General features: G+C 64.1%; 19 protein-coding genes. 6 read left to right on the forward strand and 13 right to left on the reverse strand.

Annotation, left to right across the window (positions count from 1 at the left end; translation table 11 throughout):
• Positions 1-24: 24 nt before the first annotated feature.
• From AAFG50_RS40550 to AAFG50_RS40570, 5 genes are all read right to left on the reverse strand, one after another.
• Positions 25-891 carry a 3-keto-5-aminohexanoate cleavage protein gene (locus AAFG50_RS40550; RefSeq protein WP_028172656.1) on the reverse strand — a complete coding sequence of 289 codons (867 nt, stop codon included), beginning with the start codon at positions 889-891 and terminating at the stop codon, positions 25-27.
• Between the two features lie 219 nt (positions 892-1110).
• Positions 1111-1911: an AraC family transcriptional regulator gene (locus tag AAFG50_RS40555; RefSeq protein ID WP_028172655.1), complete on the reverse strand. Its 801-nt coding sequence runs from the start codon at positions 1909-1911 to the stop codon at positions 1111-1113.
• A gap of 298 nt (positions 1912-2209) precedes the next feature.
• Positions 2210-2866, reverse strand: coding sequence for a glutathione S-transferase family protein (locus AAFG50_RS40560; RefSeq protein ID WP_011083803.1), 657 nt, complete (start codon positions 2864-2866; stop codon positions 2210-2212).
• The gene (locus tag AAFG50_RS40565; protein ID WP_028172654.1) at positions 2863-4029 is read right to left on the reverse strand and encodes an acyl-CoA dehydrogenase family protein; all 1167 of its coding nucleotides are present in this window, start codon (positions 4027-4029) and stop codon (positions 2863-2865) included. Before AAFG50_RS40565 ends, AAFG50_RS40560 begins: the two co-directional genes overlap by 4 nt.
• 118 nt (positions 4030-4147) lie before the next feature.
• Positions 4148-5284 carry an acyl-CoA dehydrogenase family protein gene (locus AAFG50_RS40570; protein ID WP_028172653.1) on the reverse strand — a complete coding sequence of 379 codons (1137 nt, stop codon included), beginning with the start codon at positions 5282-5284 and terminating at the stop codon, positions 4148-4150.
• Positions 5285-5546: 262 nt separating this feature from the next.
• Between AAFG50_RS40570 and AAFG50_RS40575 the strand changes: the two genes are divergently transcribed.
• Together AAFG50_RS40575 and AAFG50_RS40580 are read left to right on the forward strand one after the other, a co-directional pair.
• Positions 5547-7097, forward strand: coding sequence for a long-chain fatty acid--CoA ligase (locus tag AAFG50_RS40575; RefSeq protein WP_028172652.1), 1551 nt, complete (start codon positions 5547-5549; stop codon positions 7095-7097).
• Between the two features lie 76 nt (positions 7098-7173).
• The gene (locus AAFG50_RS40580) at positions 7174-8397 is read left to right on the forward strand and encodes an ABC transporter substrate-binding protein (protein ID WP_028172651.1); all 1224 of its coding nucleotides are present in this window, start codon (positions 7174-7176) and stop codon (positions 8395-8397) included.
• Positions 8398-8487: 90 nt separating this feature from the next.
• Here the strand turns inward: AAFG50_RS40580 and AAFG50_RS40585 are convergent, their stop codons facing one another.
• Positions 8488-9249: a helix-turn-helix transcriptional regulator gene (locus AAFG50_RS40585; RefSeq protein WP_028172650.1), complete on the reverse strand. Its 762-nt coding sequence runs from the start codon at positions 9247-9249 to the stop codon at positions 8488-8490.
• Between the two features lie 184 nt (positions 9250-9433).
• Here AAFG50_RS40585 and AAFG50_RS40590 point away from each other — a divergent pair, with 184 nt between their 5' ends.
• The 4 genes from AAFG50_RS40590 to AAFG50_RS40605 all read left to right on the forward strand — a co-directional run bounded on the left by AAFG50_RS40590 (position 9434) and on the right by AAFG50_RS40605 (position 15775).
• Entirely contained in the window at positions 9434-11698 is a 2265-nt protein-coding gene (locus tag AAFG50_RS40590) for a marine proteobacterial sortase target protein (protein WP_028172649.1), read from the forward strand.
• 177 nt (positions 11699-11875) lie between these two features.
• Positions 11876-12445 (forward strand): class GN sortase, encoded by a 570-nt coding sequence (locus AAFG50_RS40595; protein WP_028172648.1) that lies wholly within the window; start codon positions 11876-11878, stop codon positions 12443-12445.
• A gap of 114 nt (positions 12446-12559) precedes the next feature.
• Positions 12560-14779 (forward strand): acetate--CoA ligase family protein, encoded by a 2220-nt coding sequence (locus AAFG50_RS40600; protein WP_028172647.1) that lies wholly within the window; start codon positions 12560-12562, stop codon positions 14777-14779.
• Between the two features lie 174 nt (positions 14780-14953).
• On the forward strand, positions 14954-15775 hold the full coding sequence (locus AAFG50_RS40605; protein WP_028172646.1) for an MlaD family protein: 822 nt from the start codon (positions 14954-14956) through the stop codon (positions 15773-15775).
• Positions 15776-15953: 178 nt separating this feature from the next.
• On the opposite strand, the gene AAFG50_RS40610 is transcribed toward AAFG50_RS40605, so the two are convergent.
• The 7 genes from AAFG50_RS40610 to urtB form a co-directional block, all read right to left on the reverse strand.
• A complete protein-coding gene (locus AAFG50_RS40610) occupies positions 15954-16994 on the reverse strand; it encodes an aliphatic amidase (protein WP_028172645.1) in 1041 nt (346 codons plus the stop codon).
• A gap of 63 nt (positions 16995-17057) precedes the next feature.
• Positions 17058-17435: a zinc ribbon domain-containing protein gene (locus tag AAFG50_RS40615; RefSeq protein WP_028172644.1), complete on the reverse strand. Its 378-nt coding sequence runs from the start codon at positions 17433-17435 to the stop codon at positions 17058-17060.
• A 92-nt stretch (positions 17436-17527) separates the two neighbouring features.
• Positions 17528-18757: a formamidase gene (gene fmdA, locus AAFG50_RS40620; protein WP_028172643.1), complete on the reverse strand. Its 1230-nt coding sequence runs from the start codon at positions 18755-18757 to the stop codon at positions 17528-17530.
• A gap of 28 nt (positions 18758-18785) precedes the next feature.
• Entirely contained in the window at positions 18786-19475 is a 690-nt protein-coding gene (gene urtE, locus AAFG50_RS40625) for an urea ABC transporter ATP-binding subunit UrtE (RefSeq protein ID WP_011083792.1), read from the reverse strand.
• A gap of 12 nt (positions 19476-19487) precedes the next feature.
• The gene (gene urtD, locus AAFG50_RS40630) at positions 19488-20243 is read right to left on the reverse strand and encodes an urea ABC transporter ATP-binding protein UrtD (protein ID WP_011083791.1); all 756 of its coding nucleotides are present in this window, start codon (positions 20241-20243) and stop codon (positions 19488-19490) included.
• A gap of 118 nt (positions 20244-20361) precedes the next feature.
• Complete coding sequence (urtC, locus tag AAFG50_RS40635; protein WP_028172642.1) at positions 20362-21504, reverse strand: urea ABC transporter permease subunit UrtC; 1143 nt, start codon at positions 21502-21504, stop codon at positions 20362-20364.
• Positions 21505-21522: 18 nt separating this feature from the next.
• Positions 21523-22449, reverse strand: a complete 927-nt coding sequence (urtB, locus tag AAFG50_RS40640; protein ID WP_011083789.1) for an urea ABC transporter permease subunit UrtB — start codon at positions 22447-22449, stop codon at positions 21523-21525.
• Positions 22450-22452 lie beyond the last annotated feature (3 nt).

The raw sequence follows: 22452 nt of genomic DNA on the forward strand, positions 1-22452 counted from the left end.
CATCCCGGAATGACGGAGTGTGGCTTACCGATTCGTCCCAAAGATCTTCCGCGCCTCGGCGGGGCTTGCGATCTCGCGGCCGGCGCGGCGGGCACAGGCGGCGACGGCTTCGATCAGCTGGCCGTTCGACGTCACCTTCGCGCCGTCGGCGAGATAGAAGGTGTCTTCGAGGCCGGTGCGCAGGTGACCGCCGAGCTCGGCGCAGCGCTGGTGCAGCGGCCAGATCTCCTCGCGGCCGATCGCCGTGACCTGCCAATGCGCCTCCGGACGCTTCAGCTTGATCAGGATCGGCAACAGGTCGGGATCCGACGGCATGCCGGAGGCGACGCCCATCACGAAGTTATATTCGAGCGGGCCCTTGTACATGCCGACCTGGGTGTACATGCCGACGCAGCGGACGATGCCGACATCGAAGCATTCGAACTCGGGGATGGTGCCGACCGCGTTCATGACGTCGAGATAGTCCTTCACCTTCTCGACGGCGTTGTCGAACATCATCGGCGGCCAGGCCCAGGTGTTGTCGGCTTTCACCTTCAAATAATTCAGCGAGCCGGCGTTGCAGGCGGCGATCTCCGGCCTGGTCTCGCGGATGCAGTCGAGCGCGCCTGAGTAGTTCGGCCCCGACACGCCCGAGGTGTGGTTGATGATCACGCCCGGGCAGGCTTCGCGGATCGCCTGCTGGATCTCCTTGCTGACACTGACCTCCCAGGACGGCAGGTGCCCTTTGTTGGGCGCCTGCTGACGCAGATGGATGTGCATGATGCTGGCGCCGGCATCGAACGCAGCCTTGGCCTCGCGCGCCATCTGCTCCGGCGTCACCGGCACGTTGTGCTGCTTGGGGTCGGTGAGCACGCCGTTCAGCGCGCAGGTGATGACGGCCTTGTCGCTCATGCCTTGACGCTCATGACTTGGATGTCTCGCACGTTGAGAATTCAACGCTTGCGATCATGTGACGCGCGGCATGCGGCTTCTTGCGCGGAGAAGCTGGAAAATAGCGAGTTGTAGGTGCGTAGGGTGGGCAAAGGCGCTCTTGCGCCGTGCCCACCACGTCTTGGTATTCGGTGAAAATGGTGGGCACGCTTTCGCTTTGCCCACCCTACGAGAGCGAGCCTAGCTCGCTTCCGCGAGCCTCACCGTCTCGGTGCTGCGATAGATCGCAAGATCGCGCGAGCCGACGAAGATCGCGCGCGGCTTCAAGCCGTAGAAGCGGCGGATCGAGTGGCTGAAATGCGTGCTATCGGGATAGCCGATGTCCTGCGCGAGATGGGCGAGGTTGAGGTCCTGGTTGGCGAAATGCAGCAAGTGCCGCGCGCGCTTCCAGGCGCGGAAGGAGCGGAACGAGATGCCGGTCTCCTCCTTGAACAGATGCAGGAAGCGCGAGGCGGAAAGACCTGCTTCGGCCGCGCAAGTATCCGCCGTCACCGGCTCGCCGGAGAAGCGCCCGATGCGCGCGACCGCGCGCATCACCCGCGGGTCGAGCACGCGGCGCGGCAGCGCCTCGCCGAAGCACATCTCGTCGAATTCGGCGGTGGTGATGTCGCCGTAGCGGCGCTGGCGCAGCAGCGCGTAGGCGGCGAGGATCTTGCGGGCATAGACGGCCCGGTCCGGTCCGGTCAGCCGCTCGGCCAAAGCCTCGATCACGCCATCCGGCATGCTTTCGGGCTCGAGCGTCACGCTGATTGCAGTGCGGTAGTCGCCGGCAATGGAATGCCGCTGGTTCGGCAGGGTGACGAACAGCTCGCCGGTGGCGAGGACATCGTCGATCGTCAGGTGCAGGTTGCCCTTGACCGCCACATAGACATGGCAGCAGCCGGGGGTCCGCTTGCGTGGGCGGCCGAGCAGGCCGGCATAAAACACCCGTTCCGGCGTGATCAGCATCAGATGGTCGGATTCGCGACCGTTATCTTCCATTGGGGTCCTCCTCGCGCGGCTCTCTGGCCGCTGCGGACGAAGATCACCTTAGCGCAAATTTGAGCGCTGTCACGAAGGGATAGCGCTGTCAGGGCGCGCAAAAGGGCAGCGGTTCCGGTAGGCCGTTGGGCGAACCCGGAACTCTCTCCAGCATCGTCGTCCTGGACAAGCGCAGCGAAGCGGAGCGCGGATCCAGGACCCATTCCCACAGTAAGGAATTTGGCGAAGGTCGACGGTTACACCTCCCACTCCAAACGATTACCGGGGTAATGGGTCCTGGCTTTCGCCAGGACGACAACTACGCCCTTACCCGCGGCGCGACATTCTGCTCGACTCCAGCCTTCTGCTCCGCAGCAACGGCGCGCTTGAAGCCCTCGCGCTGCTGCAATCGCGCCCAATAGGCTGCGACGTTTGGCCCGAAATCCTTGGCGAGCCCGATGTTGTCGGCGAGGCGGAGCGCGTAGCCGATCACGATGTCGGCGGCGGTGAAGCGGCCGGCGCACAAGGTTTCGGCATTCGCGGTCGCTGCCTCAACGGCGCGCAGCCGGCCCAGGAACCATTTGGCATAGTCGCCGGCAACCTGCGGGTTGCGGCGCTCCTCCGGCTCGAGCTGGGTGTAGCGGAGCACCAGCGTCTGCGGGAAGGTTAACGTGGCATCGCTGAAATACATCCAGTTCAGGAACGCGCCATAGGCGGGATCCTCGACGTCCACCATCAGCGGCGTCGGGGCGTATCTGGTGCCGAGGTAGTGGCAGATGCCGGAGGACTCCGTCATCTTCGTCTCGCCGTCGATCATGAAGGGAATCGTGCCGAGCGGGTTGAGCGCGAGATACTCCTTGGCGAACACCCGCGGCGGGAACGGCAGCATCTTCAACTCGTACGGCAGTCCCATCTCCTCCAGCATCCAGAGCGGACGGAACGAGCGTGCGGCGTCGCAGTGATAGAGCGTGATCATGATGCATTCCCTTTACTGCCGGGCAGCGTGCCCATCATCTTGCACAGGACCATCAGCATGACCTCGTCGGCGCCGCCGCCGATCGAGGTCAGACGGCTGTCGCGATAGGCACGGCTGACCGGCGTCTCGTTGGTAAAGCCCATTCCGCCCCAATATTGCAAGCAGGCGTCGGTGAGCTCCCGGCCGAGCCGGCCGGCCTTCAACTTGGCCATGGTCGCGAGCCTGGTCACGTCCTCACCCGCCACCAGCGCCTCACCGGCGCGATAGATCAGTGCGCGCAGCAGCTCGACCTCGGTCTGCATCTCCGCGAGCTTGAAGTGCACGACCTGGTTGTCGAGGATGCTCTGGCCAAAAGCCTTGCGGTTGCGGGTGTATTCGATGGTCTCGTTGATGATGTATTCGTGCGCCTTGAGGCAGGCGGCCGCGCCCCACAGCCGCTCCTCCTGGAACTGGATCATCTGGTAGGTAAAACCCTTGCCCTCCTCGCCGATCCGGTTGCGCTTGGGCACGCGGACATTGTCGAAGAATATCTGCGCGGTGTCGGACGAGCGCATGCCCATCTTGTCGAGCTTGCGGGCGACCGTGACGCCCTTGGCCTTCATGGGCACGCAGATCAGCGACTTGTTGCGGTGAACGGGCCCGTCGCCGGTGTTGGCGAGCAGGCAGATCCAGTCGGCCTGGGTGCCGTTGGTGATCCACATCTTGCCGCCATTGATGACATAGTCGTCGCCGTCGGAGCGCGCAGCGGTCTTGATCGAGGCGACGTCGGAGCCGGCGCCGGGCTCGGAGACGCCGATGCAGGCGACGAAATCACCCGCAATCGAGGGCGCCAGGAATTCGCGCCGCACCTCGTCGGAGCCGAACCGCGCCAGCGCCGGCGTCGCCATGTCGGTCTGCACCCCGATCGCCATGGGCACGCCGCCGCAGGTGATGGCCCCGAGCTCCTCCGCCATCATCAGCGCATAGGAATAGTCGAGCCCCGAGCCGCCGAATTCGACCGGCTTGTTCAATCCGAGGAAGCCGAGGTTGCCCATCTTCTTGAACAGCGCGTGCGCGGGGAAGATATCGGCCTTCTCCCATTCGTCGACGTGCGGATTGATCTCGTTCGCGATGAATTTTTGCAAGGAGCGGCGGATGTCGTCGTGGTCGGCGGTGAATAGCATTTCTTTCCCTTCGTCATTCCGGGGCGCGCGAAGCGCGAACCCGGAATCCAGAGATGAGTCCTACAATATCGAGATTCCGGGTTCGACGCTTCGCGCCGCCCCGGAATGACGGCGAAGGTCACAGCCCCATCTGCCGGCTTGCCAGATCCTTCATGATCTCCTCCGTCCCGCCGCCGATGGCGTTGACCTTGACCTCGCGGTAGATGCGCTCGGCCTTGATGCCGCGCATGAAGCCGGCGCCGCCGAAGATCTGCACCGCTTCCGAGGCGCAGAACGCCATGGTCTGCGTTGCCTGGTTCTTCATCATGCAGATTTCGGCGACCGGGCTTTCGCCCTGCTCCAGACGCCAGGCCAGCATCTCCAGCATCGCCTGCGAGGCCGCCACCTTCTGCGCCATGTCGACGATCTTGTGCCTGATGACCTGGTGCTGGGCGAGCGGCTTGCCGAAGGTCTTGCGCTCCTTGGCATACGCAATGGCCTCATCGAGGCAGACGCGTGCGAAGGCGGTGCAGCCCGCCGCCATGCCCATCCGCTCGCTGTTGAAATTCTGCATGATGATCTTGAAGCCCTGGCCCTCCTCGCCGATCAGATTTTCGGCCGGCACGCGGCAATCGTCGAAATGCAGCGTCGCGGTGTCGGAGGCCCACCAGCCCATCTTCTTCAGTTTTGTCCTGGACAGGCCGGGCGTGTCGCCCGCGATCAGGAGCAGGCTGACGCCGCCGGCGCCCTCGCCGCCCGTACGCACGGCGACGGTCAGATAATCGGCGCGCATGCCCGAGGTGATGAAGGTCTTCTCGCCGCTCACGACGTAGTGATCGCCGTCCCGCCGCGCCCGCGTGCGAAGGTTTGCAACGTCCGAGCCGCCGCCCGGCTCGGTGATCGCGAGCGCGGAGATCTTCTCGCCTGCCAGCACCTGCGGCAGCACGCGCGCCTTCACCTCCGGCCGCGCCGCACGCGCGATCGGCGGCGAGCCGATGGTGTGGCTCATCAGGCTGGCGCTGACGCCGCCGGCGCCGGCCTGCGCCAGCTCCTGGCTCGCCACGATCTTCATGAACTGGTCGGCGGCAATCCCGCCGTATTCCTCGGGGAATCCGAGCCCCAACAGGCCGATCTCCGCCGCCTTGCGATAGAGCGCGCGGGGAAATTCGCCGGCCTCGTCCCATTCATGGGCGAAGGGCGAGATCTCCTTCTCGACAAAGCGGCGCATCACGTCGCGGAAGGCATCGTGCTCGGCGGTATAGAACGGGCTCTTCATCGCACTCTCGCCTCGCGGACGGATTCGTCTCATCCACCATGGCTGGAACCTGGGCAGCTCACTTGCGCGGAGTGGCTGACCCGGGAAGGCCATTCAGCAGGCCATCACCTAGCAACTCAACGCAAGACGATTTTCGCCCCTCGCGCGCCAACTCCAAATCAAAAAAGACGTGTTGCACAAACTCCGGCTGGCCCCAGGGCCACGCCGGGCATTGCACGGCAATAGGGATACAGGCGGCACAAGACCGCCGAGGGAGGGTTTTTTGGCCGTTCGTTACTACGACTGGATCGCCCATCATGGCCGCCGCACGCCTGGCAAGGTCGCGGTCATCGACCTCGCGAGCGAGCGCCGCTTCACCTATTCGCAGCTGGATGCGAGGGTCTCGCGTCTCGCCTCGTTCCTGTGTCACACGCTGAAGGTCTCGCGCGGCGACCGCGTCGCGGTGCTGGCGCTGAACACGACCGATACGCTGGAGGTGCAGTTCGCCTGCGGGCGGTTAGGTGCGATCTTCGTGCCGCTGAACACCCGCCTCACCGTTCCCGAACTCCAGTTCATCACCGCTGATTGCGCGCCGAAGGTGATGATCCATGATGCCGACCTCGCCGAGACGGCGCTGAGCGTCGCCAAGCTCTGCGGTGTAGCGACCAGCCTGCTGCTCGGCCCCGGCGGGGCTTACGAGGCCGGCATCGCCGCCGCAAAGCCGCTCAACCGGATCGAGGAGGTCACACTCGATGACGTCTCGACCATCATGTACACGTCCGGCACCACGGGTCATCCGAAGGGCGCGACCATCACCCACGGCATGACGTTCTGGAATTGCGTCAATCTCGGCGGTCCCGCCTGCATCGGACCGTCCTCGGTGCTGCTCACCGTGCTGCCGCTGTTCCATACCGGCGGGCTGAATTGCTACACCAATCCGGTGCTGCATGCCGGCGGCACCGTGATGATCATGCGGGCCTTCGATCCCGGCACGGCGCTCGGCCTGATCAACGATCCCGCGCAGGGCATCAACGTGTTCTTCGGCGTCCCCGCGATCTACCAGTTCATGGCGCAGCATCCCGCCTTCGCAACGACCGACCTTACCCGGCTGATCGTCGGCGGTGTCGGCGGCGCGCCAATGCCGGTGCCGCTGCTGAAGGTCTGGGAGGCGCGCGGCGTCGCACTCCAGCAGGGCTATGGCATGACCGAGACCTCGCCGGCCGTGCTGGTGCTCGACCGCGAGGATGCGGCGCGCAAGGCCGGCTCCGCCGGCAAGCCGGTGCTGCACACGGAAGTCCGCATCGTGCGACCCGACGGCAGCGACGCCGATGTCGGCGAGCTTGGCGAGCTCTGGGTGAAGGGACCAAACATCACGCCCGGCTACTGGAACAGGCCGGAGGCGAACAAATCCTCCTTCACCGACGGCTGGCTCCACACCGGCGATGCGACACGCGTCGATGAGGAAGGCTTCTACTACATCGTCGACCGCTGGAAGGACATGTACATCTCCGGCGGCGAGAACGTCTATCCGGCCGAGGTCGAGAACGTCCTGCACCAGCTTGGCGCCATCGCCGAAGCCGCCGTCATCGGCATTCCCGATCCGCAATGGGGCGAGGTGGGCCTTGCCATCGTCGCGGTCAAGCCGGGACAAAGGCTGACGGAGACCGACGTCTTCGCACATTGCGCGGCCAATCTCGCGCGCTTCAAATGCCCACGCCAAATTCGCTTCGTCGATGCGCTGCCGCGCAACGCCACCGGCAAGATCCACAAGCCGACCTTGCGCAAGGAATTCTCGGCGACCTCCGAAGTCGACAAGAAAGTCGCCAACGCCTGACCAAAGCGCCCCTCTCGCGGGCGCTTTTTCTTTTTGTAGTGCCTGCTCCGACCCACAAGAAACCCAAGGAATTGCCATGAAAAACAAGAAACGCGTCCTGCTCGCGGCGGCGACGGCCCTGACATTGCTCTCGGTTCAAGGGGCTTACGCACAGAAGAGGTACGATACCGGCGCCTCCGACACCGAGATCAAGATCGGCAATGTCGAGGCCTATTCCGGCCCCGCCTCCGCCTACGGCGTCATCGGCAAGACCGAGGAAGCCTATTTCAAGATGATCAACGACCAGGGCGGCATCAACGGCCGCAAGATCACCTGGATTTCCTATGATGACGGCTACTCGCCGCCCAAGACCGTGGAGCAGGTCCGCAAGCTGATCGAGAGCGACGAAGTGTTCCTGGTGTTCAACGCGCTCGGCACGCCGACCCAGACCGCCGTGCAGAAATATCACAACGCCAAGAAGATCCCGCAGCTCTTCCTCGCCACCGGCGCCAGCAAGTGGAACGACCCGCAGAATTTCCCGTGGACCATGGGCTTCCAGCCGAGCTACCGGGTCGAGGCGCGGATCTTCGCCAAGTACATCCTGAAGGAGAAGCCGGACGCGAAGGTCGCGATCTTCTATGCCAACGACGATTTCGGCAAGGACTACGTCGCCGGCATCAAGGACGTGTTCGGCGACAAGGCATCGAAGCTGATCGTGGCCGAAGAGAGCTACGAGACCTCGGAGCCATCGATCGATTCACACATCGTCAAACTCAAGGGCACCGGCGCGGACGTCTTCGTGAACATCTCGACCCCGAAATTCGCGGCGCAAGCCATCAAGAAGATCGCGGAGCTGGAATGGAAGCCGATGCACCTGATGACTGATGTCTCGGTGTCCATCGGCGCGGTGATGAAGCCCGCCGGCCTCGAAGCCTCCGAGGGCGTGTTATCGGCCGGTTATCTGAAGGACGCGTCGGATCCGCAATGGAAGGACGACGAGGGCATGAAGAAGTTCATGGCCTTCATCGACAAATACATGCCCGGCGCAAACATCTCGGACGCCAATCTGGTCTACGGCTATGCCGCGGCCCAGACGATGGTGCAGGTGCTGAAGCAGGCGGGCGACAATCTCACCCGCGAGAACGTGATGAAGCAGGCCGCCAGCCTGAAGGACTTCGCCCCCGATACGCTGATCCCGGGGATCAAGATCAACACCTCGCCCACCGACTTCGCGCCGATCGAACAGCTCAAGATGTGGCGGTTCAAGAACGGCCAGTGGGAACTGTTCGGCCCCATCATCAGCGCGGAGCCGAGCGGCTAGTTCTCGGCGAACTCTCCGTGCATGGGGGATGGCGGCCGCGAGTCCGCCATCTCCTTGTCCGCGGATCTCCAGGGTGAACCAAGGGTGAACCTATGCCGGCAAGAACAGCGCGAACGGCTCTTCCACCGTGCGGCGCAGGTGTTTTCGGTACAGCTCATAGTTGGCGTCGCCGGACGCGACCCGTCCCAAGGACGGCGTCGGAACGTTTCTGAGCGGCACGTAGGCGATCGGTGCTGCAATCGGCGTCAGCTGCGAGCCGGGACCGGCGCGGAGCGTCGAGATGATGCCGTACATCTCGCCGGCGACCGTCGGCCGCGACACCGTGATCACGCGATGCTGGCCGTGCTTGATGATGACGAGATAGATGAAGCCGGACTGATGCGGCACGGCGACCTCGCCGGTATGCTCATAGGCGGCATCGGTCCGATCGCCCTCGCGGAAGACCAGCGACGAGACCTTCGGCTCCCACAAGATTTCGGTGCGGTAGGCGAAGATCGCGTCCTTGTCGCCAAACGACGGCCGCAGCGTGATGTAGACATCCTCGAGCCAGGTCACCGCGCGATGCGCATAGGAGCCGAGGCTGTCGGGCGCGACATCGTTCGCGGCCGGAGGCGCCACGACGACGACGCTCTTGCGTAGGGACACACCCAGCGCCTGCTCCAGCCGGACCGTCGTCGCCAGCGTGAACGGCCGGCGGCCGCCGAGCACCTTCTCCAGCGTCGACAGGCTGAGCTTGGCCTGTTCGGCCAGCGCCTGCCGGGAGATCCGGCGCCTGGCGAGCTCCTCGCGAATGGTCTCCGCGATCTCGCGGCACTGCTCGTCCGAAAGCTGCTTGTCGCCCTGCGTCTGCATCGTCACCCCTGCCTTGGGAGCACCACTCTAGCAGGCCGGACAAACCAGCACAAAACCGCACATGGCCACCCGTCCGCCGCCCGCCCGGGCCGGCCGCGGCGGAACATTGCCGATCATTCTGCTCGCGAAATCAGGCCCTCCCGGCGGATGCTGAGCCTGCAAACATCCTTCGGGAGCAGGCCAAATGAATACCTACGACACAGCCGACAGCGACGAACATCCCATGCTGAGCCGGCTGATCAAGCTCGGATTGTTTCTTCTCGCGCAGGGCATCGCAGTGATGCTGGTCGCCTTCGTGGCCCTGCTGGTGAGCTTCGGGACGAGCTGGTCAGCAACGACCGAACAGGCCAGCCTGCTCCAGCCCGGCGATGCCAGGTCCGGCACCCTCCTCCTGAAGGAAGATGGCGCCACCACCGAAGCGATCCGCCTCGGCATCGATATCGACATCACGGTATCAGGCCCGACGCTGCGCACCCGCGTCACCCAGGCGTTCCGCAATCCGACCAAGGACTGGGTCGAGGCCACCTATGTCTATCCGCTCGCGACCAATGGCGCCGTCGACACGCTGAAGATGGTGGTCGGCGACCGCGTCATCGTCGGCGACATCAAGGAGCGGCAACAGGCGCGCGTGATCTACGAACAGGCGCGCAGCGCCGGCCAGAAGGCCGCGCTCACCGAGCAGGAGCGGCCCAACATCTTCACCAACTCGGTTGCGAATATCGGTCCCGGCGAAACCGTGCTGGTGCAGATCGAATATCAGGAGCCGGTGCATCAATCCGGCAATGAATATTCGCTGCGCGTGCCCCTGGTGGTCGCCCCGCGCTACAATCCGGCGCCGATCGTGCAGAGTGTCGACTTCCGCAACGACGGCTCCGGCTGGGGCGTCGCCACGTCCGATCCCGTGCCCGACCGCGAGCGTATTTCCACGACAGTGCTGGATCCCGCCAGGAATGCGCCGGTTAACCCGACCAGCATCACAGTGCGTCTGAAGGCCGGCTTTGCGCTCGGCGAGGTCAAGAGCCACCATCATAACGTCAAGATCGAGAGCCCGGACAACGCGACGCGCATCGTCACGCTCGCCGACGGCGCGGTGCCCGCCGACCGCGATTTCGAACTGACGTGGAAGCCGGCGGCTCAGAAAGCACCGTCGGTCGGCCTCTTCCGCGAGCATGTCGGCGATGCCGATTACCTGCTCGCCTTCGTCACGCCGCCGAGCGCCGAGCAGGCAACGCAGAAGCCGCTTCCGCGCGAGGTCGTGTTCGTGATCGACAATTCGGGCTCGATGGGCGGCACCTCGATCGTCCAGGCCAAGGCGAGCCTGCTTTACGCCCTCGGCCGCCTCCAGCCGGCCGACCGCTTCAACGTCATCCGTTTCGACGATACCATGGATGTGCTGTTTCCGGCCTCCGTGCCGGCGGATGCCGCCCATGTCGGCGAAGCGACCTCGTTCGTCAGCGCCTTGCAGGCGCGCGGCGGCACCGAGATGGTGCCGGCGATGCGCGCCGCGCTGACCGACAAGATCGGTGACACCGGCATGGTTCGCCAGGTCGTGTTCCTGACCGACGGCGCGATCGGCAACGAGCAGCAATTGTTCGAGACGATCACGGCGATGCGCGGCCGCTCGCGCGTATTCATGGTCGGCATCGGGTCCGCGCCAAACACCTATCTGATGACGCGCGCTTCCGAGCTCGGCCGCGGCGCCTTCACCCATATCGGCTCTGTCGAGCAGGTCGAGGAGCGCATGCGCGGCCTGTTCGCGAAGCTGGAAAATCCGGCGGTGACCGGCCTCAGCGCAAAGTTCTCCGAAGCCACGGCCGACGTCACCCCGGCGATCATTCCGGACGTCTATCGCGACGAGCCCCTGGTGCTGGCGGCCAGGCTCGACAAGCTCGCAGGCTCGCTTGAGATCAAGGGACGCGTCGGCGACCGTCCGTGGTCGGTGACGCTGCCGTTGCAGAATGCCGCCGAAGGCAAGGGCCTGTCAAAACTCTGGGCCAGGCGCAAGATCGGCGACGCCGAAGTGGCGCGCACGATGCGCGAGATGACGCCGGAAGAGGCCGACAAGGCGATCCTGGCGCTGGCGCTCGACCATCAGATCGTCACGCGGCTCACCAGCCTCGTCGCGATCGACAAGACGCCGAGCCGCCCCGAAGGCGAACCGCTCAAGCTCAGCGAATTGCCGATCAATCTGCCGGCCGGCTGGGATTTCGAAAAGATCTTCGGCGAACGGCCGCAGCAGGTGCCGACGCAGCTGCGCGAACGTCATGCCGATGCGCGCAACCAGCCGGCGGCAAGGCGGCCGATCCCCGCCGCACCCGACGCGATCCGCCTGCCCAAGACCGCCACCTCGGCCGAGCTGAAGATGATCGCAGGTCTGGTCCTGATCGTGCTCGCCCTGATCCTGTTCGTGTTCAACCGGCGTCAGCCCTTGCTCACTGACGCCGCTTGAGAGAGGAGCCCCCCGAACTCCTCTGTTAGCGCGCGCGGCTGCCCGTCCCCTACCCAACGGCCGCGCGCGCCTTTTTGGGGAATGTCATTCCGGGGCGGCTCGTAGAGCCGAACCCGGAATCTCGAGGTTCCGGGTTCTCGCTACGCGAGCCCCGGAACGACGAACAAGAGATACTCAATGCCGCGCCTCATCTCTCCCCTGGTTCTCGCGCTGATCGGCGCCGTCCTGTTCGGCGACGGCGCCTATATCCATGCCAAGGCGTGGCTCGCGCAGGTGCTGCTGGAACGCGCGTTCGACAGAAGCGTCGCGACGGGAGAGGTGGTCAAGCCATGGTCATGGGCCGATACCTGGCCGGTCGCCCGGATCGAGGTGAAGCGGATCGGCGCCAGTGCGATCGTTCTGGACGGCACGAGCGGCCAGGCGCTCGCTTTCGGACCCGGCCATATCGAGCGGACAGCCGATGCCGGAGAACGCGGCGTTGCCGTCTATGCCGCCCATCGCGATACGCATTTCCGCTTCTTACGGAATGTTGCGATCGGAGACGTGATCGAGATCACCCGCCGCGACGGCAGGCATTTCCGCTATCGCGTGGATTCTTCGGCCGTTGTCCGTTTCGACGCATCGGGCATCGATCCCGCGACACAGGATGCCGAGCTCGTGCTCGCCACCTGCTGGCCGTTCGACGCCGTCACGTCCGGTCCCGAACGTTATGTCCTGCATGGCGTCCTGATGGGAGCGAATGAATAGCAGCGATGCATCGCTCATTCCATCACACGGCATACCATGTGGTTGCTACTGCGAAGAACTCGCCATAGAACAGAGTGACGCGCCACCAAGAAGAACAACAGGTGAGGTCACACCATGGAAGCTCGCGTATCTGCTGCATTCTCCTCTCCGCGCCCATGGTCTCCATCGCCCGACGCCAGCGACATCGTAAAGGGCATCCATGCCATGCTGCACCCGCACAACATCGTGCTGGTGGGCGCAACCGACAAGCCCGGCAATTATGCCGAGCGCATCTGGAACAATCTGGTCAAATACGGCTTCGAGGGCGGGCTCTATCCGGTCAACGCCAAGCGCGAGACGATCTGGGGTGTGCCCTGCTACAAGGACTTTGCGGCCCTCCCGGAAAAGCCCGATCATGTCCTGGTGCTGGTGCCGGCGCGTTTCGCCGTGCAAGTGATCCGCGATGCCGCCGCGGCCGGCGCGCGCTCGGCCACCATCGTCACCTCCGGCTTCAGCGAGTTGCAGGATGACGAGAGCCAGAAGCTCGCCGCCGAACTGCAAGCGGCCATCCGCGAAACCGGCCTCGCCGTCACCGGCCCGAATTGCCTCGGCAACTTAAGCGCCGGCGAAAAGCTCTTCACCAATATCGACGACCGCATCGTCACCATGGAGCAGGGCGCGGTGGCGATCGCCGGGCAATCCGGCGCCATCGTCATGGCGATCCGCCAGGCGCTGGAGGATCGCGGTGTCGGTGTCGGCTACATGGTGACGACCGGCAACGAGGCCGGGCTCGAGACGCCGGACCTGATGCGTTATTTCGCGGAGGATCCGAGCGTCAAGGTGATCGTGGTCTACCTCGAGGGCGTGCGCAACACCAAGGCCTTTCGCGATGCCTGCAAGGCGGCGCGCGCGGCGAGCAAGCCCGTGATCGCGCTCAAGCTCGGCGCATCCGAGGGCGGCCGCGCCGCGGCGATGGCGCACACCGGAGCGCTGGCGGGCTCGATCGAGACGTTCGACGCAATCGCAACGCGTGAAGGTGTCATCCGGGTCGGCGGGCTCGACGAATTGATCGAGACCACCGAATGCTTCGTCCACGCCGCCGTACCCAACGGGGACCGGCTCGCCGCGGTCACGCTGTCCGGCGGCAAGCGCGGCATGCTGATCGACGCCTTCTATGCGGAAGGCTTGAACTTCGCACCGCTCAGCCCGCATGTCAGCTCGGAGCTGGCGAGGATGCTCGGGCCCGGATCGATCGTAGGCAATCCGCTTGACGCCGGCTTTGCCGCGGTCGTCGATCCCTCCGTCTACATGAAGTCTATCAAGCTGATGATCGACGACCCCGATATCGACATCGTCATCATCGATGCCGAGCTGCCGAAGGCGCCGCACGAGCTGCGCGAGCGTAACCTGCGCATCGTCGACGAGATGGCGAGCCGGGCCTCAAAGCCCGTGATCTACATCAGCGCGATGTCGATCGGCTTCACCGAATTCACCAAGTCCTTGCGCAAATCGCTGCCGCATCTCGCGGTCATGCAGGGCATGGACCGCGCGGTCACCGCGATCAAGTCACTGCTCGCCTATGCGAAGCTACGCAAGGAAGTACCCGACATCGTCTCGAGCTCGAAACCCGCCGCGCGTGCCGTGCTGGAAAAGGCGCTGACTTCGGCGAACGGCGCCGCGCTCGACGAAGTCGCCTCGAAGAAGCTCCTGAAGGCCTATGGCATCCCGACCTCGAAGGAAGCGACCGCACAGACGGCGGCGGAGGCCGTGAAGATCGCGAAACAGATCGGCTTCCCGGTCGTGGCAAAGGTCGTCAGCGCCGAGATCCTGCACAAGTCCGACATCGGCGGCGTGGTGCTGAACCTGAGCAATGCGGCCGAGGTGAGGAAGGCGTTCGCCGATATCACCGCGCGGGTGAAGCGGCTGAAGGGCAAGCCGAGGCTCGACGGCATCCTGATCGCGCAGCAGGTCAAGGCCGACCTCGAACTCGTGGTCGGCGCCTCGCTCGACGCCGAGATGGGCCCGGTCGTGCTGTTCGGCACCGGCGGCATCGACATCGAGCTGATGAAGGACGTCGCGCTCGCCGGCGCGCCGCTCGACGAGGCCGAGGCGCGGCTCCTGATCGGCCGCACCAAGGCCGGCATCAAGATGCGCGGCTATCGCGGCAAGCCGGCCTTGCACGAGGCCTCCGCGGTGAAGGCGCTGGTCGGCCTGTCCAACCTGATCGCGGATGCCGGCGACCGGATCGCCTCGATCGACATCAATCCGTTCCTGATCAACACCAGGACGGGTGTCGCCGTCGATGCCCTGATCGTGCTGAACAATGCCGCGGCAAAGCGCGCGGCCGGGCATTGATGTCGCGTTGGGCGGACTAGCGCGCCATTTTGCACGGCGGAGAGCAGTGGCGGGTTACGCTTCCGCCTTCGCTCTTCGAGCTACGGCGGACAAGTCGTTAACCCGCTCGCGTTAGCATTGCGGTCGTTCGGACTCCTTCCAACTTCCCCGCTTTGGTCGTAAAATCGCACCCGCATGGCACGCGCGAGCAATCTGGTGATCGGAACGGCGACCCTGGCGGTGATCGCCGTGGCGTTCGGCGGTCTGCTCGGCGTGCAGAAATGGCGCACCATCCAGAGCCGCAGCCAGTTGCGCGTGGTGTTCGAAGGCGGTTCCGCCAGCGGCCTGCGCCGTGGCGGCCCGGTCAATTTCGACGGTGTGCTCGCGGGCCAGATCCTGTCGATCAAGCTGGACAATCCCCGCAAGGTCGTGGCGCTGGTGATGCTCGACAACACCGCACCGATCCGCAAGGACACCGTGGCGGGAATCGAGTTCCAGGGTCTCACCGGCGTCGCCGCGGTCTCCCTGATCGGCGGAGCGCCTTCCGCACCGCCGGTGCCGCTTGATTCGGACGGCATTCCCGTGCTCACCGCCGATCTCAGCGACGTCGAATCCATCGTCGACACCTTGCACAGTGTCGACCGCACGATCGTGAGCAACGCCCCTGCGATCAAGGAGGGGCTCCGCACATTCGAGAACTCCAGCGCCGACCTCAGGAGCAAGGGCGGCGAAATCGATTCCGTCATGGCCAAGGTCGACAGTGCCTTCGCAGGCTTCGACAAGGCGGTCACCAAGATCGAGGGCGTGGTGCCGGGCTTCGTCGATGGCAAGGCCGACGAGCTGTTCGAGACGGTGCAGGGGCTGCGCGAGCTGACCGACACCATGAGGAAGAAGTCGGCGAGCTACATCGAGGACATTCGTCGCTCGCTGCTCGACGTCAGCGAGACCGCCAACAAGATGGCCGGCACGCCCGTGCCGCCGCGGCCACCGCGCAAGCCCGAGCAGAAGAAGCGGTAGGCGTGGCGAGCCGATCCGCCCCCCAAAAACGTCGAAAACAACCCCATGCACAGTAGAACTGCCCCACCAGTCGGGGCTTGGCGCTGCGCCGCGAACACACTTGGCGCCCCTGTCCGCGGGTTCGCGATGAGGGGCGGGCACGCGAACGCTTTGCCCACCCTGCGACATCCGCGACAGCTCAGTAGTTGCTGGCTGCTGCCTCATTGGGGATGCCCTCGATCGGGCACTCGTCGGTCCCCGGCGTCGAGCGGGTCATCGCCTCGACCATGTCGCGCGTGCCTTCGGGATCGGCGATCCAGTTCTTGTAGAAATCATACGGACACGCCGCAACGCCGCGCGGGCTTTCGCCGGAATTGATCATGCCGGTGTAACCACGGTGGACCAGCTTGTAGAGGTGGTTCTGCGACTGGCCATTGCGGCGCGCGTCGCGGATCAGATGCTTCGACAGCTGGGCGTACTGGATGCCGTAATCCTCTTCGCCGCACTCGCCGAGTGTGCGGCCGTCGAAACCGATGATCGCGGAGTGGCCGAAGTAGGAATAGACGCCGTCGAAGCCGGCGGCATTAGCGACCGCGACATAGACATTGTTGGCCCATGCCATGGCCTTGGAAATCAGGACCTGCTGCTCCTTGGCCGGATACATGTAGCCCTGGCAACGCACGATCAGCTCGGCGCCCTTCATGGCGCAGTCACGCCAGATCTCCGGATAGTTGCCGTCGTCGCAGATGATCAGGCTGACCTTGAGGCCCTTCGGGCCGTCGGAGACATAAGTGCAATTGCCGGGATACCAGCCCTCGATCGGCACCCAGGGCATGATCTTGCGGTACTTCTGGACGATCTCGCCCTTGTCGTTCATCAGGATCAAGGTGTTGTAGGGCGCCTTGTGCGGGTGCTCCTCGTGGCGCTCGCCGGTCAGCGAGAACACGCCCCACACTTTCGCCTTGCGGCAGGCCTCGGCGAAGATCGCGGTCTCTTCACCGGGCACCGCCGAGGCGGTCTCATACATCTCCTTGGAGTCGTACATGATCCCCTGAGTGGAGTATTCGGGGAAGATCACGAGGTCCATGCCGGGCAGGCCGACCTTCATGCCCACCACCATGTCGGCGATCTTGCGGGCGTTGTCGAGCACCTCGGCCTTGGTGTGAAGGCGGGGCATCTTGTAGTTCACCACTGCGACGCCGACGGTGTCGTTGCTGCTGGAAATGTCGCCGTGAAGCATTTTGACCGCTCCTGTACTTGACTTGTTGTTCTGGGTTGGCCGCCGATCGAGCGGTCGCGTGGGTTAGTGGCTGATCATCCAGGGGCGGGCCGTTGGAAAACCCTTGGCGCCGCTCCTGCTCTTGGTCATCAACCGCGCCGGCTTCCTCCTGTCCGTCGAGCTCTTGTCCTTGACCGTCTTGCCCGTGGAGCAGCAGCCGCAGCCGGGGCCGTGCGAGGCCTTGTATTGCGCGAGCGTCTGCGGCGCGTGCGTGCTGCGCTCGTTGACGGCGTGCGCCTTGCGCTTCTCCGCCGGCATGCAGAAGAAATTCGGCGCGGTCAGGATCACCCGCGGCGCCATGGTCTCGCAATGCGGACAGCTTTGCGGATCGTCGCATTCCGCCATCGGGCGCAGGTCCTTGAAGGGACCGCAGTCGTCACAGAGATATTCATAGACCGGCATCGCATCATCCCCACGCTCTTGCCTGTTCAACACACCTGGCGGCGGATGCGGGGCGGCAGATACGCGCCGTCCCGCATCCCGTCGCGCAGGGATTACTTGTCCGGCGAGATCGGCATCTGGATATCGCCGGTGATGTGCTTGATGGGACCTGCCGCCGACGGCATCACGTCGAAGTCGAAGATCTCCGTCGGCAACCATAGCGTGGCGCAGGCGTTGGGCACGTCGACCACGCCGGAAATGTGCCCCTGGCACGGCGCGGTGCCGAGGATCGAGTAGGCCTGCGCGCCGGAGTAGCCGAACTTCTTCAGATACTCGATGGCGTTGAGGCAGGCCTGGCGGTAGGCGATGTGGACGTCGAGATAGTGCTGCTTGCCGGCCTCGTCGACCGAGATGCCTTCGAAGATCAGGTAGTCCTTGTAGTTCGGCGTGATCGGCGACGGCTTGAAGATCGGGTTCTTGATGCCGTACTTCGCCATGCCGTCCTTGATCACCTCGACCTTCAGATGCAGCCAGCCGGCCATCTCGATCGCGCCGCAGAAGGTGATCTCGCCGTCGCCCTGGCTGAAGTGCAGGTCGCCCATCGAGAGACCGGCGCCGGGCACATAGACCGGGAAGTAGATCTTCGATCCGCGCGACAGGTCCTTGATGTCGCAATTGCCGCCATGCTCGCGCGGCGGCACTGTGCGCGCGCCTTCGGCGCCGATCTTCGCCTTGACCTCGCCCTTGGCGCGGCCGCCATGGGCGGTCGGCGCGAATGGCGGGTTGGCAAGGCCGGGCACGCGGGTCGGGTTGGTCGAGATCAGCTCGGCCTCGCGCTTGTTCCACATATCCAGCATCTTCGGATCGGGCAGACAGCCGATCAGGCCGGGATGGATCAGGCCGGCGAAGTTGACGCCGGGAACGTGACGCGACGAGGTGTAGAGGCCCTTGATGTCCCAGATCGATTTCTGCGCCAGCGGGAAGTGGTCGGTGAGGAAGCCACCGCCGTTCTGCTTGGAGAAGAAGCCGTTGAAGCCCCAAAGGCTCTCCTTCATCGGGCCGACGTCGAGCAGGTCGACGACCAGGAGATCGCCGGGCTCGGCGCCCTTGACGCCGATCGGGCCGGAGAGGAAGTGCACGATCGACAGATCGATGTCGCGCACGTCGTCGGCGCAATCGTTGTTCTTGATGAAGCCGCCGGTCCAGTCATAGGTCTCGATGATGAAATCGTCGCCGGGATTGACCCAGGCAACGATCGGAATGTCGGGGTGCCAGCGATTATGCACCATGTCATTTTCGTAAGCCGACTTGGTGAGATCGACCTTGATCAGTGTCTCTGGCATCGAGATGCTCCCCTTTTACTACGGTTGATTAGACGGACAGATATTTGGAGACCTGCGCGGCATCGACGGCGTCGCGCGGATCGTCGCGAACGATCTCGCCGTTCTCGATGACCAGCACGCGGTCGGCGATATCGAGCGCGAAGCTCAGGACCTGCTCGGACACCACGATCGAGAGCCCCTTTTCGTCACGGATGCGCTTCAGGGTGCGCGCCATGTCCTTGATGATCGACGGCTGGATGCCTTCGGTCGGCTCATCCAGCAGCAGCACCTTCGGCTTGGTCGCGAGCGCCCGCGCAATCGCGAGCTGCTGCTGCTGGCCGCCGGACAGATTGCCGCCGCGGCGGCCCTTCATCTCCAGCAGCACCGGGAACAATTCGTAGATGTCTTCAGGCACCTCGGTGCCGCCGGAGACGACGAGGCCGGTCTCGATGTTCTCCTTCACCGTCATGGTCGAGAAGATCATGCGGCCCTGCGGCACGTAGGCGAGGCCCTTGGCCACCCTCTCGTAGCTCGGCAGACCACCGAGCTCGGCGCCGTCCATGGTTACCGAGCCGCTTTTCGTCGGCAGAATGCCCATCAGCGACTTCATCAGCGTGGTCTTGCCCATGCCGTTGCGGCCCATGATCGCGACGATCTCGTTCGGCGCGACCTTGACGTTGAGCCCGTGCAGCACCTCGCTCTGGCCGTAGGCGACGTGAAGATCGGAAATTGCCAGCATCGTCGCGTCTCCCTAATGGCCCAGATAGACTTCAACGACCTTGGGGTCGTTCTTCACCTTCTCCATGGTCCCCTCGGAGAGGATCTGGCCCTGGTGAAGCACGGTGACCTTGTGCGCGATGTCCTCGACGAACTTCATGTCGTGCTCGATCACCAGCACCGAGCGGTTCTTGATGATGCGATTAAGCAGCTCGGCGGTCTTGGCGCGCTCGGACACGCTCATGCCGGCGACGGGCTCGTCCAGCATCAAGAGGTCCGGGTCCTGGATCAGCAGCATGCCGATCTCGAGCCATTGCTTCTGGCCGTGGCTGAGCAGATCGGCGTTCACGTTGAGCCGATCCTTCAGGAAGATCATCTCGGCGACCTCGTGCACCCGGTCGCGCACGGCGGCGTCGCGGGTGAAGGTCAGCGCGCCGAACACGGAGCGGCCGCGGGGATATGAGATCTCCAGATTCTCGAACACCGTGAGATCGTCGTAGATCGAGGGGTTCTGGAACTTGCGGCCGACCCCGGTCTTGACGATCTCGTTCTCCTTCATCCGCGTCAGCTCCTTGCCGCGGAACTGGATCGAGCCCGACGTGGCCTTGGTCTTGCCGCAGATCAGGTCGAGCACCGTGGTCTTGCCGGCGCCGTTGGGGCCGATGATGACGCGGATCTCGTTCTCGTCCACGTAGAAGGAGAGATCATTGACCGCCTTGAACCCGTCGAACGACACGGTGAGCGCTTCGACGGCGAGCAGGAATTCCTTGGGCTGATGACCGACGAGCATGATCTATCTCCTCACTGCCAGCGTGGCATCGGCATCGTGATGACCGACGAGCATGACCTATCTCCTCACTGCCAGCATGGCATCGGCATCGTGGTGACCTACGAGCATGATGATCTCCTCACTCTGCCGGAGCGCCGTCGGCGACCGAGCTTTCGGTCCAGCCCTCGGGTTTCGGTTTGCGTGACGAGATCAGGCGATCGATGCGCGGCTGCACATAGTCGCCCCAGATCCCGGCAAGGCCGTTCGGGAAGGCCAGGACCACGGCGATGAACAATCCGCCGAGGCCAAACAGCCACAATTCGGGAAAGGTTTCCGACAGGCTGGTCTTGGCGAAGTTGACCAGCAGCGTGCCGTAGATCGCGCCCAGGATCGACAGCCGGCCGCCGACCGCGGTGTAGATCACCATTTCGATCGAGGGCACGATGCCGACGAAAGAGGGCGACATGAAACCGACGTTCAGCGCGAACATGGCGCCGCCGATCGCGGCGAAGACCGCGGCGATGCAGAAGGCGAAGATCTTGAAGTTCGCGACGCTGTAGCCGGAGAAGCGAACCCGGTCCTCCTTCTCGCGCATCGCGACCAGGATGCGCCCCAGCTTGGAGTGCCGGACGAACTGCGCGATCATGATGCAGGCGAACAGCAGTCCAACCTCGAAGAAGTACAGCACGATCTTGGCGTGGTCGGGCCGGATGTCCCAGCCCTTCAGCGTGCGCAGATCGGTCATGCCGTTGATGCCGCCGGTGTAACCCTGCTGTCCGACGATCAGGATGGTGAGGATGGCGGCGACGGCCTGGGTGATGATGGCGAAGTAGGTGCCGCCGACCCGGCGCTTGAACATCGCGGTGCCGATGATGAGAGCGAAGATGCCGGGCACGAGAATGATAGCGGCGATGGTAAAGGTGAGGCTGTTGAAGGGCTTCCAGAAGAACGGCAGCGCGGTGATCTGATTCCAGTCCATGAAATCGGGGATGCCGGGGGTCGACTGGATCTTGGTGTTCTCCACGCTTGATGCCTCGAGCTTGAGGAACATCGCCATGCAGTAGCCGCCGAGCCCGAAGAACACGCCCTGACCGAGGCTTAAGATGCCGCCATAGCCCCAGCAGATCACCAGCCCCAGCGCGACGAATGCATAGGTCAGGTATTTCGCGACCAGATTGAGCCTGAAGACATCGAGCGAGAGCGGCAGCACCACCACCAGGAACACCGCGAGCACCAGAATTCCGATGAGCTCCGATCGATTGAAGAACCGATTGTCGGTCATTGCATCAGCCCCATTTTCTTACTTCCGGACCTTGAGGGCGAACAGCCCCTGCGGCCGCAGCATCAGGATTCCGACAACGGCGAGCAGCGTCAGCACCTTGGCCATCGAGCCCGACATGAAGAACTCGAGGGTGGATTGCGTCTGCGAGATCGAGAAGGCGGAGGCGATGGTGCCGAGCAGGCTCGCGGCGCCGCCGAACACGACCACCAGGAACGTGTCGACGATGTAGAGCTGACCGGAGGTCGGCCCGGTCGAGCCGATCATGGTGAAGGCGCTGCCCGCGATGCCGGCGATGCCGCAGCCGAGGCCGTAGGTGTAGCGATCGACCTTTTCGGTGTTGATGCCGACGGCGCCGGCCATGATGCGGTTCTGCACGACGGCGCGCACCTGCCGGCCCCAGCGCGATTTGTACATCACATAGGCGACGCCCAGCGTGATCAGCACGGTGAGGCACATCACGAAGACGCCGTTGATCGGCACTTCGATGCTGTCGGTCACGTGCAGCGAGCCGAGCATCCACTGCGGCAGCTCGACGCCGACCTCGCGCGCGCCGAACACGGAACGATAGGCCTGCTGCAACATCAGGCTGAGGCCCCAGGTGGCGAGCAGCGTATCGAGCGGGCGCTTGTAGAGGTGCCGTATCAGCACCCATTCCACCAGCATTCCCAGCGCGCCGGACGCGACGAAGGCCAGGATCATCGCGAGGAAGAAGTAGCCGCTGAACAGGCTCGGCAAATAGGACTGGAAGAAATTCGAGGTCATCCAGGTGACGTAGGCCCCGAGGATCATGAACTCGCCATGGGCCATGTTGATGACGCCCATCTGGCCGAAGATGATCGCAAGACCGAGCGCCATCAGCACGTAGACCGAGAACAGGATCAGTCCCGCAAAACCCTGCATGACGAAGATGGAGCCAAGGTCGCCAATCGAGTAGTCGCCGAACATCGA

The sequence above is a fragment of the Bradyrhizobium sp. B039 genome (assembly GCF_038965675.1).
GTDB lineage: Bacteria > Pseudomonadota > Alphaproteobacteria > Rhizobiales > Xanthobacteraceae > Bradyrhizobium > Bradyrhizobium diazoefficiens.